Below are 12,109 nucleotides of genomic sequence, written 5' to 3' on the forward strand. Positions count from 1 at the left end.
AAAAGTCGGTTTACACTTTGTAAACCGACTTTTTTTAGATCTATCTATGCGTTTTGAAGTGTTCTCGCCATTTCTAAAAACGGAGTTAAATCCCTTTCGGATTTAGGAGCAAAGATCGTTAATCGGAAAGTAGGGTGTTGATTTTGCTTTCGAACAAGAAAGCCGTATGCATTACTTTTATCATCGGACGCTTTGTACGCAGCTTCTATCTCTAAGCTATGGTGAATGATGTGCGTGTCAAGAGAAGCCACTTCCGAAAAGCCTGCTCTTAAGATTCCTTTTGTTTCTTTCTTAAGCTCCTCTGCACTTTTATTTGAGGGAAACACTTCAATCCGCATCCACAAAGCATCATTTTTTTTATTGTAAATGACATCTTTTCGGGGTTCTTCTTCTGTAAACTCGTATCCTTCCAATACGTAAAGCGTATAATTTTGATTACTGCTTCTTTTAAGATAACCCACATCTGTTCTGCTGCTTCCCTTGTAAGGGTAGGTGAAGTTTTGCTGTGGCAAGCGTTCTTTTGGAATTTCTTCTTGTGTGTTGATAAGCTCTTCACGAAAAGCAGTTGAGCAGCCACTCATCAAACATATAAAACAAACAAGAAATATCTTTTTTTTCATAGCTGGCTTCCTTATCTATTTTCATTCATGCGTTTTGACTGAGTTAACAATTGAAATTAACTTTTTTTCATCATCAGAATTTCTAGCCGTAACCATCGTGATTTTTAAAGCAGGGTGCCCCTTTGTTTCTCTTAGTACATACAGCTTTGCCGTTTCTTTTTTACTTCCGGATGTAGATGCAAACACAGTTGGTTGAATAAATAGGGATGGAGAAGAAATTTTTAACGATTTTCCAAACTGGTCATCAAACAATTTTTTTGAACGATCTAGATATGATTTGCTTGTACTTTCTTTCCCGGAAAGGACTTCAATTCGCATCCAGGTATAGGGAGTCTTGGTTGAAAAAAGAATATCTTTTCCATCTTCTTCTTTTTGAAGCGTATATTCACCGGGCAATGAAAGAGAATATCCTTGTTCGCTTACGGTGAGCTGCTGATGTTTCTCATTGCTTTCACTGATTGCTTTAACAGAAGGCAGTATAACCATGGTTCCGCTTATCATTAACAGAAGCGCTAAATAAAATTTTCGCATGTATATATCTCCTATTCAAAACGCTAGACAGCGTGTAGTTACTATATAAAAATGTTTTCGCCATGTTAGAACCCGTAGGTTTATTTTTGACTTTTTGGTAAAGCTAAAAACACAATCAATTAGTAATGGAGAGAAGACTATGAAAAACCGTAAATCAACTTCTGCAGCTAATCGCCGTCAACAGCGCGTGTGTTTGGGTGATGAACGATTATTTGCAGTTGGTATTAAAGCGTTTATTGACAATACGCATGAATCACACCTAGACAAAAAAGGAGGTCATTGAGTGAAATGGTGCTTGTCAATTATCATTATTGTTTCCATTAATTTCTATGGTATTCAGGCGGATGCTGAAAAGAAGAGCAGATTTTATTATGAAAAAAAAGGAGATATCGTGTGGGAAGTTCCCATGAAAGATGAGAAGTTAATTGCGCTTACATTTGATGATGGACCAGATCCTAAATATACGCCGACCATTTTAAATTTATTGCAAAAGTACGGTGCCAAAGCAACTTTTTTTGTAGTCGGCGATCGAATAACGTCTTTTCCCAAGCTTGCTCAAAGAGAAGTTCGTGAAGGTCATGAACTTGCTAATCATACATATAGCCATTTGAAAGTAAGGGGCCAGGAAGTAGAGAGAATTGAACAAGAAATTGAAAAAGCGGATGAACGTATACAAGCTATTACAGGAATAAAACCTTACCTGTTTCGTCCACCTACTGGCTATTATGACGATCAGGTAGTAAAAGCTGCTAAAAATCAGCAGTATACTATTATTCTTTGGTCTTGGCATCAAGATACATTTGATTGGAGAAATCCAGGCGTAGGTAAAATTGTAAGTCAAGTGCTTAACCATGCCAGGTCAGGAGATATTGTATTGTTTCATGATACTGGAGGAGATCGAACCCAAACCATTGAAGCATTAAAACAAATTTTACCGAAGTTAAAGGAAGAGGGGTATAAATTTGTAACGGTCTCAGAACTTTTAAAACATCACCCCAATTATAAATCTCTTTATTTGATGCAGCAGCAAAAACAGCACTCCGTTCAATAAGCGGGTGCTGTTTTTCTAGTAAAAGCTTTCGCCAATTTTTTAACTGGTTTTTCCTTTTCTTTCATGCCCATCAGACGTATTTTTTTGGAAAAATGCTTTTACTTTATCTCGTTTTTTCTTCGAAATAAGAATATATAATGTATCACCTGCAAAAATTTGTGTATTTCCTCTAGGTGTAAGTAATTTATCATCTCGAATAACAGCAGTCACTAAAATGTCTTCAGGGAGGTGAAGTTCTTCAAGCGATTTTCCTGATATATCTGCATGTTCCACGAGCTTCAACTCAATCATTTCATTTTTGGTTTTGCCCATCGAAACAAGCTCGAGACTGTGAGGAACCGTCTCTTTTTCACCTTGAGAAAGGTTTAGAAATTTGGCTAAAGGAGCGATTGTTGCTCCTTGAAGAAGAGCGGAAGTTAAGACAACAAAGAAAACGACGTTAAAAATAAGCGTGCTGTTCTCCAAACCTGCCATCATAGGATAAGTAGCCAATACAATTGGAACAGCTCCTTTTAAACCGGCCCAAGAAATAAACAGTTTTTCTTTGGATGAGTATTTAGCAAACATCATCGAAAGAAATACGCCGAGTGGACGAGCGACAAACATAAGTAAAAGAGATAACAGTATACCCTGCCAAATGATATCTAGCAGTTGACTAGGAAAGACAAGAAGGCCGAGTAAAATAAACATTAAAATTTGCATCATCCATGCAAAACCTTCGTTAAAGCGGACAATTGTGTGACGATAAGTTAGATCTGCATTTCCTACTACCACTGCCATTACGTATACAGCAAGTAGACCGCTTGCTTCTACAAATGTGGAAATTCCGTAGGTTAAGGCGGCCAATGACAATGTAAGCACAGGGTAAAGCCCTGAAGAATCCAAATTAATTCGATTAATAATCCAAACGGATGCTTTTCCAAGTACTAAACCAAGTACCAGCCCGATTCCCATTTGCCAAAAGAAATTGAGGATTAATGAGAGAATAGGAGAGTCTGGATGTTGAATTAATTCAATAATAGAAACGGTTAAGAAAATGGCCATTGGGTCATTGGAACCAGATTCTGCTTCTAGCGTGGAGTTTAGTTTTTGGCGGATGTTCTGTGTCCCTAGTACAGAGAACACGGCTGCAGCATCCGTAGAGCCAACGATTGCCCCAAATAAAAAGCCTTCAAGCCAAGTAACACCCAAAATATATTTGGCAAGTACACCCGTTAAAACTGTCGTAATGAGGACTCCGAAAGTAGCTAATGAAACGGAAGGGCGAACGACGCGTTTGACATCTTTCCATTTGGTCTGCACGCCTCCATCAAAAAGAATAATGATAAGCGCTAATATTCCGAATCCTTGTGTTAAAAGAGCATTGTCAAAGTAGATGTAGTGGCTAACAACCATTCCTACAATAATAAAGAGTACAAGCGAAGGGACGCCAAGGCGAGTAGAGAACTTAGCAGTAAGTACCCCTATGACAAGGAGAATAGATAATAAAAGAATTGAATGGTCTACCGTAAAATCCAAAAAATACACCTCTTTTGTTCAAAATTTTTATGTAAACAATAAGTGAGGTTCCTCCATAATAATTGTAGCATAATGAATTTAAAACTTTGAGAAATCTGCTTATCAAAAAAAGAGATGCATAAACATCTCTTTTTTGTCATGTATGAATAACAGGGATAGATTCTTATTTGACATCTTGCTCGTGATAAAGATGAGGTGCTTTAAATGTTGCTCTCTTTTTAACGGAAGAACCTTGTTGATCGGGACGGGAACGATCGTAAATAGCTGTTCCAACAATCTCAGCCACATCTTGAAGTTTTTCTTTGCTTATTTTATCAAGGGTATCTTCAGGCGTATGATACCAAGGTTCAGACGGACTATGAATAAATAGAGCAGCCGGTATTCCTTCCTCTGCAAATGGAACGTGATCACTGCGGCCGCCAGCTTGGAATGGCGTAGGTGATCCATTTAATCTTGTACTTGAAGCTTGAGCTAATTCTGTGACAAGATTTGGTGTTCCATCAGCTGTATTCATCACCAAATCCCCCGCATCTCGACTTCCTACCATGTCTAAATTAAACATTCCAACAATACGATTTTTCTCATCTTCAGATAGCTCACTAACATATTGCTCGGATCCTAGTAAGCCTACTTCTTCAGCTCCGAATGTAACAAATCGCAGTTCTGTATCAGTAGGAAGAGTTTTAAATACGCGAGCTAATTCAAGCACCGTTGCTGTTCCAGAAGCATCGTCATTTGCCCCAGGTGCTCCGGCCACAGAATCATGATGAGCACCTACTACAATAATATCATTTGTTCCTTTTTTCTTAAAAGTAGAAGGTTTAGTAGCGGTTACATTATAAGATGTTCGCTCACTTACGACAGCTCCTTCAATTTTTACTGTACCTGAAGGCTTTTCGCCTTTTTGAATAGAAGTAAGAATCTTTTCACCTTCTTCTTTGGTAACAGCAAGAGACGGAATGTAGTTATCATTAGCGCCGCCAAGCGTTCCGTTTAGCTCACCGTCTGTATTATTAAAAATAATGACTGCTGCAGCCCCTTTTTCAGCAGCATTTAATACTTTTTCACCAAAAGTAATAGTGCCTCGCTGAACTAATACAATTTTACCTGTCACATCTTTGTTTGCTAAATTATCTTTTGTACCCAGTCCTCCATCTACAATTTCAGCTGTGACATTTCCATTGGTGCTATAAGTAAAAGTTGTGGGAGAGTAGCTGGTACCGTTTACGCTTAGTGAAAAACTAGCTGCTGGTGTGTAACCGGTAAATGTAAAAGGCTCTACTGCGCTCTCATAGCCTAGTTTAGACAAACGCTTTTGAACAAATGTAGCAGCTTCGCGTTCAGATTCAGTGCCTGCCACACGAGGTTTTTTTGAGAGATACGCAATGTCTTGATAAATTTTCTCAGCATTGACTTTTTTTAATACTTTTTGTTCGGAACTTTGATTGTGAGAAGCATTTGCAGAAGTAGAAGCTTGTACACTTGTAAAAGATAAAGTCAAACTGGTTGCTACAGCCAAAGAAATCACGGTTTTTTTCATTAAAATCCCCCTAAATTTATCGATGTGGTTGGTGCTATTCGAATTTACAATATTAAGAAAATACAAAAAAGAGCATTATTACCTAAATGTTCCAGTTTATTCCGTATCTAAATTCCTATTTTGATAGAGAAAATAATTCAAATAAAATGAAAATGCGGAAACAAATAAAGGGGGATAAAAGAAACTGTGTCAAAAGTAATGAAAAAAGGTATTAGATAAGAATAAAAAAATAAGGTAAACTAGTTTAAAAGTAAGAAGAATGTTCAGAACTTAATTGATAAGACATAGAGAGTGTTAACGTAAAAAACAAAGGCTGGTGGGAAATATTGATAAAAAATAGGGAGGGTGTACGAAAAGCAGCGGCGGTAGCGGGTCTTCTGCTTGTAGGGGTGTACATCGTCTTTCAAACAATGGCATATTTTAAAGGAGCATATGCTCTTAGCAGTTTGATAAAAGATAGTTTACTCGTAGGCGTAACGGCTGGCACGTTTTACTTACTTCATAAGCGTTCCGTTCATACACAGGTGTCTGATGAACAGTATCAGCTTGCAACATTAATAAACTCAATGCCAGATTTTATTTGTTTTAAAGATGGAGCTGGCAAATGGGTGGCGGTGAATGATTTTGGAAGAGAACTTTATCATTTAAAGGGTATTAATTACAGGGGGAAAACTGATGCAGAACTTGGGGAGCTTGTGCCTTTCTTTCAAGCCGCTTTCTTACACTGTATTTCATCAGATGAAGAAGCTTGGAGAAAAAAGGAAAAGGTACGCATGGAAGAAGCATTTGAAGTACCAAACGGCGAGGTCAAAACATTTGATGTTATTAAAGTACCTGTGTTTTTCGATGATGGCTCAAGAAAAGCTCTTATCACGATTGGACGAGATATCACTCAGCAAAAGCTTGCAGAAGCGCTTCTGATAAAAAAGGAAAAGCTTTCTGTAGTAGGCGAATTAGCTGCTGGAATTGCCCATGAAATTAGAAATCCGCTTACGAGTATTAAAGGGTTTGTTCAGCTCATGAAAGAAACAGACCGATCCGCGGTAGGGTATGCTAACATCATGCTTGATGAGCTGGAACGAATTAATGGTATTGTCAGTGAAATGCTCCTTTTGTCAAAACCTGAAAGTGAACATTTTCGCGTGTTTTCTCTTACAGAAGCGGTTAAGTATGTAATGAGTTTAACTTCCCATGAAGCTTTATTGAAAAATATTGACTTCTTATACGATGAACAAACAAATAACGCGAGCGTATATGGAAATAAAAATCACCTTATCCAAGTATTACTGAATGTTTTTAAAAACGCAATTGAAGCCATGGATAAGCCTGGAAATATCTACATTACGATCAAAACAGCGCAGGATGACTATGTTTTTATAGAAGTTAGAGATGAAGGAGTAGGAATTTCTAAAGACCGTCTAGAACATATAGGAGAACCGTTTTTTACTTTAAAAGAAAAAGGAATGGGGCTTGGATTAACAATCAGCTCTAAAATTATTCATGATCATCAGGGTACTCTGCAGATTGAGAGTGAACAGAAAAGAGGGACGATTGTGAAAATCCGACTGCCTCTGTATGTGGAAGATACGGCGGCTTTTGCAAGCAAATGAAATGTTGTAAACGAAAAGTAATGAAAACGTCATCCATTTCTTATTGCTAAACGCAGCCGTACATGATGTAATAAAAGAAACGAACATGTCAGGAAGGTAGCAAAATGAGACGTGCAGATCAAAAAATTATATTACCGTATACACCGGAAAATTTAAGAATGCTATTGCTTCAAGTATGTGACGGAGAAAATCCTTTTTCCCATCAAGACCTTACGTATTGGTGTGATAAATATACTCTCCATTATTATGAGTATGAAGCGGATGAAACGCAGTGGATGAATGATATGCAGCAGGGAGATAATAGGCAAGATCTAGCTAAATCCTATGCCATTGCTAAAGATATTGGCTGGCAGTGGTACTTTTATATGGCTAGAGGAACGACGCTATCTGATATTCAATATGTCGAGCTTCACGAACTAGAATTACCTAGACATTTGTTTGTAAAATGGCTAAATGAATTATATGAAATGTAATCCTATATATATGAATAGTAGTACATTTGGTGTGATGAAAGAAAGACCATCTCTGGTAACGGAGCAAAAGACCACTGAAGTACATACAAGCGTAAAATAGAAAGCTAAGGAAAATCCTTAGCTTTTTTGTTTTGTCAAAATTATTCAAAAAAACTTTCTTTAGGAAAAAACCTAAAACCCAGTTGACTTATTGGTATTGTTGTATTATAAGTAATAGAGACATAATTTATGGAAAAAATTACAGGGGGAACATCTATGAATAACTTATTAGTCATTCTAAACATCCTTATTATGCTGGCATTGCTTGCGGGGCTGTTTATGATGCAGAAAAAACATGTATCATTCTCAAAGCGTGTGTTTACAGCGCTTGGACTGGGGATTATTTTTGGCTTTGCTCTTCAGTGGGTGTATGGGCCGACTCATGAAGTAACGATAACGACCGCTGATTGGTTTAGCATTGTAGGAAGCGGATATGTGAAGTTTCTTCAAATGATTGTCATGCCGCTTGTATTTGTATCGATTGTAGCGGCATTCACTCGCTTAAAATTGACGAGCAATATTGGAAAGATTAGTAGTTTAATTATTGGGATTTTGCTTGTCACAACAGCGATAGCAGCTACAATTGGTATTTTTACAACAACGAGCTTTAATTTAGAATCTGTCCAAATCACAAAAGGGGAAGCGGAACTTCAGCGTGGAGAGGACTTAGAAAACAATTTATCTAGTTTAGAAGCAAAAACAATCCCGCAGCAAGTAGTAGAATTATTACCTGCTAACCCGTTTCTTGATTTAACAGGCGCACGTTCAACTTCCACGATTGGCGTTGTCATCTTTGCGGCATTTGTTGGAATTGCGTATTTAGGCGTGAAGCGTAAAAAGGCTGAGGAAGCAGCGTTATTTTCAAAAATTATTGATACGCTTTATGCAATTGTAATGCGTGTAGTGACGCTAATTCTTCGTTTAACTCCTTATGGGGTACTTGCAATTATGACCAAAACAGTAGCAACGAGTGATATTGATGCAATTGTTAAACTTGGAAAATTTGTTGTAGCATCATATGTCGCATTGGCAGCTATGTTTATTGTTCACTTAGTTATTCTAACAATTATCGGTGTAAATCCGGTCACATATGTTAAGAAAGTATTTCCTGTATTGGCGTTTGCCTTTACTTCCCGTACAAGTGCTGGAGCATTGCCTTTGAATGTTAACACACAAACAAGACAGTTAGGGGTTCCAGAAGGAATTGCGAATTTTGCAGGTTCATTTGGTCTTACAATTGGTCAAAACGGATGTGCTGGAATATATCCAGCTATGTTAGCCGTTATGATTGCGCCAACGGTAGGTATTGATCCTTTAACACCTTCATTTATTTTCACGTTGATTGCCATTGTAGCAATTAGTTCGTTTGGCGTAGCAGGGGTTGGCGGAGGAGCGACATTTGCGGCTTTACTTGTATTATCTTCTATGAATTTGCCCGTAGCGCTAGCCGGGTTATTAATTTCAGTAGAACCATTGATTGATATGGGACGTACGGCACTTAATGTAAGTGGAAGCATGACAGCCGGAGTCGTAACTAGTAAACTGACAAAAGAGCTAGATACAAACGTATACAACGATCAAACCATCTCGCCTGAAACAGCAGAAGTGTAAAAGAGATAAGGCATCCATAGTTAACATTGTTAACTATGGATTTTTTTCTTTATCAGCATAAAATAGGAAAAAATACTTATGATAACGCTTTCAAAAAAGGTTATAGTGAAAAATGTGTACGTACTCTATTTTACGGGAGGGTTTTAATTGAAACGTAGTTGGACTAAATATGCAATGGTACTGATGGCTTTGCTCTTACTGGTAAGCTCTTTTTTTAGCCCGTTTATGCAATCGTTTGCATCTGCAGCGGATACTACAAAACTAACGATTCACTATCAGCCTGCTTCGAACGATACAAAAGAATGGGGATTATGGGTTTTTCCTGAAGGAGGAGAAGGGAAGCCTTACGCGTTTACAGGGGAAGATCAATTTGGAAAAATAGCGGAAGTTGAATTACCCGGTACTTATGACAAAGTAGGCTTTATTGTACGAACAGAGTCGTGGGAAAAAGATGGAGGAGACCGCTTCGTTTCAGTAGAGAACGGTGAAGGAGAAGTATGGGTGAAAAGTGGAGATGAATATACATATACGTCTCCTCCTGACGGTGAATACCGAGATTTACCGAAGTTTGATAAAGTAAACGTTACCTTAAACTATCATCGATATGACGGAGATTACAGCGGATGGAACATTTGGACATGGCCAGGTGATGAAAAAGAAGGCAAGCAAATCGTATTTACGGAAGACACGAATTTTGGAAAGAAAGCAACTTACACGATTAACAGTGGAACTGGCAATTTATTTGACAAAATTGGTTTTATTGTACGCCATTCTACTAGTGACAGCGATTGGGAAAATAAAGACGGAGGAAACCGTTTTATTACCAAGATTGGTAAAGATGGGAATGTAGAAGTATGGATTGTTCAAGGGCAAAATCGGATTTACTATGATAGAGATGGAGTAGATATCACTCGGAAAATCATGAAAGCGACGATGGATACATTTAATCAAATTACCTTAGAAACAAACGTGCCGTTTGACTCTTCTAAGAGCTTAGGAGACATTGAAATTGACGGAGCTCAAATTGAGAAAGTGATACCTTATAAAGATGGAGGAGACGCTGTTACTGCTAAAGTTAAAATCATAACAAAACAGCCTTTGGACGTTACAAAAACATATAGAGTTAAGCAAAAAGGCTACGGCTCAGCTGACGTAGTCAATGGAAATGTCGTTCGTACAAAAGAATTTGATGAAAAGTATGCCTATAGCGGAAATGATTTAGGAAACACATATTCTAAGAAACAAACAAATTTTCGCGTGTGGGCTCCAACCGCAAGCGAAGCAAAGCTAGTGACTTATTCGTCATGGAACTCGAAAACTATAAAAGAAATTTCTATGAATAAAAGTGAAAAAGGAACGTGGAAAGCGGAGTTAAAAGGAAATCAAGATGAACTAATTTACACGTACAAAGTGAAAATTGGAAACAGCTGGAACGAAGCGGTTGATCCATATGTACGAGCAACAACGGTGAATGGAGATCGCGGAGTTGTCGTAGATTTGGCTAAGACAAATCCAAAAAAGTGGAGTGCAAATAAGCCGAAATTTAAAAATCCAGAAGATGCGATTATCTATGAACTGCACGTGCGAGATTTATCGTCTCAAAAAGAGAGCGGTATCAAAAATCAAGGGAAATATTTAGGCGTAGCGGAGTGGAATACGAAAGGACCAAATGGAGTAAAAACAGGACTCAGTCATATTAAAGACTTAGGTGTAACGCATGTTCAATTCCTGCCTATTTACGATTATCGCACGGTGGATGAAACGAAATTAAATGAGCCGCAGTTTAACTGGGGGTACGATCCAAAAAATTATAACGTCCCAGAAGGTTCTTATTCAACAAACCCATATAATCCCAATACTAGAATTATTGAGCTTAAACAAATGATTCAAACGCTTCATGACAAGCAGCTTCGTATGGTAATGGACGTTGTCTATAATCATGTGTATGCAGTGAGTGAGCATAGCTTTGATAAACTAGTTCCAGGCTACTACTTCCGTTATAAAGAAGATGGAACTCTATCCAACGGAACAGGTGTTGGAAACGACACGGCTTCTGAACGGAAGATGGTCCGGAAGTTTATTGTAGATTCTGTTGCTTATTGGGCAAAAGAGTACCATATTGACGGGTTTCGTTTTGATCTAATGGGGATTCACGATACAAAGACAATGAATGAAGTGAGAAAGAAGTTAGATGAAATTGATCCTTCCATTATCGTCTTAGGAGAGGGCTGGGATCTAGGAACCGAGCTTGACGCTAAGCTCAAAGCTAACCAGAAAAACGCTCAAGATATGAAGCGCATCGCTCACTTTAATGACGGTATGCGAGATGGTCTTAAAGGCAGCGTATTTTTTGATCGTGACACCGGATTTGTTAATGGAAAACAGGGACAAGAAAAGCTCATACAGCAAAGTATAGCAGCTGGAATTGATTATGATCGTTCAACTGCCACGTATGAAGATCCAGATCAAGTTGTTACGTATGTAGAAGCGCACGATAACCATACGTTATGGGATAAACTTCAGCTGACGAACCCTGCTGACACCGAGCAAACGAAAAAGCAAATGCACAAGCTTGCTTCTTCTATTATTTTAACATCTCAAGGAATGAACTTTATACATGCAGGTCAAGAGTTTATGAGAACAAAAGACGGAGACCATAACAGCTATCAGTCACCCGATTCTGTCAATCAGCTAGATTGGAAACGCCGAGCAGCTTTCAGCCAAGAAGTAAATTACATGAAAGGACTTATTGCGCTTCGAAAGCAATATTCGTCATTTAGAATGACGAGTGCACAGGCTATTCATCAAAATTTACGCTTTGTTGATGCACCAGCAAACGTAGTAGGCTATACGTTAAATGCTAAAGCCAACAAAGATAAAGCAAACGAAATAATGGTGATTCATAATGCAAATAAACAAGCTCAAACGGTTCATTTGCCTTCTAACAGAACGTGGAGGGTACTTGTTGACGGCGAGCAGGCAGGAACAAAAACGCTCCGTACGGTGAAAGGAAATACCGTAAACGTTTCGCCTCTTTCGACATTTGTACTAGTAAGATAAGTTTTAGATAGCTAGAATACATGTAGAAAAATTCAGAATATTGTATGCAAAATTGT

At 38.1% G+C, this 12,109-nt stretch carries 10 protein-coding genes; 6 read left to right on the forward strand and 4 right to left on the reverse strand.

Annotated elements, in window-relative coordinates; translation table 11 throughout:
• Positions 1 to 44 precede the first annotated feature (44 nt).
• The gene (locus ACOZIR_RS19255; RefSeq protein WP_045295195.1) at positions 45 to 620 is read right to left on the reverse strand and encodes a hypothetical protein; all 576 of its coding nucleotides are present in this window, start codon (positions 618 to 620) and stop codon (positions 45 to 47) included.
• Positions 621 to 641: 21 nt separating this feature from the next.
• Positions 642 to 1,151, reverse strand: coding sequence for a hypothetical protein (locus tag ACOZIR_RS19260; RefSeq protein ID WP_045295193.1), 510 nt, complete (start codon positions 1,149 to 1,151; stop codon positions 642 to 644).
• A 139-nt stretch (positions 1,152 to 1,290) separates the two neighbouring features.
• Here ACOZIR_RS19260 and ACOZIR_RS19265 point away from each other — a divergent pair, with 139 nt between their 5' ends.
• Positions 1,291 to 1,434 (forward strand): hypothetical protein, encoded by a 144-nt coding sequence (locus tag ACOZIR_RS19265; protein WP_013056734.1) that lies wholly within the window; start codon positions 1,291 to 1,293, stop codon positions 1,432 to 1,434.
• Entirely contained in the window at positions 1,435 to 2,202 is a 768-nt protein-coding gene (locus ACOZIR_RS19270) for a polysaccharide deacetylase family protein (RefSeq protein WP_045295191.1), read from the forward strand.
• 39 nt (positions 2,203 to 2,241) lie between these two features.
• Here ACOZIR_RS19270 and ACOZIR_RS19275 read toward each other — a convergent pair whose 3' ends face one another.
• Complete coding sequence (locus ACOZIR_RS19275; RefSeq protein WP_045295190.1) at positions 2,242 to 3,720, reverse strand: potassium/proton antiporter; 1,479 nt, start codon at positions 3,718 to 3,720, stop codon at positions 2,242 to 2,244.
• A gap of 163 nt (positions 3,721 to 3,883) precedes the next feature.
• On the reverse strand, positions 3,884 to 5,260 hold the full coding sequence (locus ACOZIR_RS19280; RefSeq protein ID WP_045295189.1) for a M28 family peptidase: 1,377 nt from the start codon (positions 5,258 to 5,260) through the stop codon (positions 3,884 to 3,886).
• A 326-nt stretch (positions 5,261 to 5,586) separates the two neighbouring features.
• On the opposite strand from ACOZIR_RS19280, the gene ACOZIR_RS19285 reads away from it, so the two are divergent.
• The 4 genes from ACOZIR_RS19285 (at position 5,587) to pulA (ending at position 12,053) form a co-directional block, all read left to right on the forward strand.
• On the forward strand, positions 5,587 to 6,870 hold the full coding sequence (locus tag ACOZIR_RS19285; RefSeq protein ID WP_045295188.1) for an ATP-binding protein: 1,284 nt from the start codon (positions 5,587 to 5,589) through the stop codon (positions 6,868 to 6,870).
• Positions 6,871 to 6,974: 104 nt separating this feature from the next.
• On the forward strand, positions 6,975 to 7,343 hold the full coding sequence (locus ACOZIR_RS19290; RefSeq protein WP_045295187.1) for a hypothetical protein: 369 nt from the start codon (positions 6,975 to 6,977) through the stop codon (positions 7,341 to 7,343).
• A gap of 255 nt (positions 7,344 to 7,598) precedes the next feature.
• Complete coding sequence (locus ACOZIR_RS19295; RefSeq protein WP_045295186.1) at positions 7,599 to 8,993, forward strand: L-cystine transporter; 1,395 nt, start codon at positions 7,599 to 7,601, stop codon at positions 8,991 to 8,993.
• A gap of 174 nt (positions 8,994 to 9,167) precedes the next feature.
• Positions 9,168 to 12,053, forward strand: a complete 2,886-nt coding sequence (gene pulA / locus ACOZIR_RS19300; RefSeq protein ID WP_375156322.1) for a type I pullulanase — start codon at positions 9,168 to 9,170, stop codon at positions 12,051 to 12,053.
• Positions 12,054 to 12,109 lie beyond the last annotated feature (56 nt).

Origin of the sequence: Priestia sp. D3YE.R1 (assembly GCF_049199565.1) — a bacterium.
Lineage (GTDB): Bacteria > Bacillota > Bacilli > Bacillales > Bacillaceae_H > Priestia > Priestia aryabhattai.

Excerpts from the sequence above, each read along its gene's own strand:
- ACOZIR_RS19265 (WP_013056734.1), top strand. The coding sequence starts at position 1,291 with ATGAAAAACCGTAAATCAACTTCTGCAGCTAATCGCCGTCAACAGCGC.
- ACOZIR_RS19255 (WP_045295195.1), bottom strand. The coding sequence starts at position 620 with ATGAAAAAAAAGATATTTCTTGTTTGTTTTATATGTTTGATGAGTGGC.
- pulA (WP_375156322.1), top strand. The coding sequence starts at position 9,168 with ATGGTACTGATGGCTTTGCTCTTACTGGTAAGCTCTTTTTTTAGCCCG.
- ACOZIR_RS19295 (WP_045295186.1), top strand. The coding sequence starts at position 7,599 with ATGAATAACTTATTAGTCATTCTAAACATCCTTATTATGCTGGCATTG.
- ACOZIR_RS19290 (WP_045295187.1), top strand. The coding sequence starts at position 6,975 with ATGAGACGTGCAGATCAAAAAATTATATTACCGTATACACCGGAAAAT.
- ACOZIR_RS19260 (WP_045295193.1), bottom strand. The coding sequence starts at position 1,151 with ATGCGAAAATTTTATTTAGCGCTTCTGTTAATGATAAGCGGAACCATG.
- ACOZIR_RS19280 (WP_045295189.1), bottom strand. The coding sequence starts at position 5,260 with ATGAAAAAAACCGTGATTTCTTTGGCTGTAGCAACCAGTTTGACTTTA.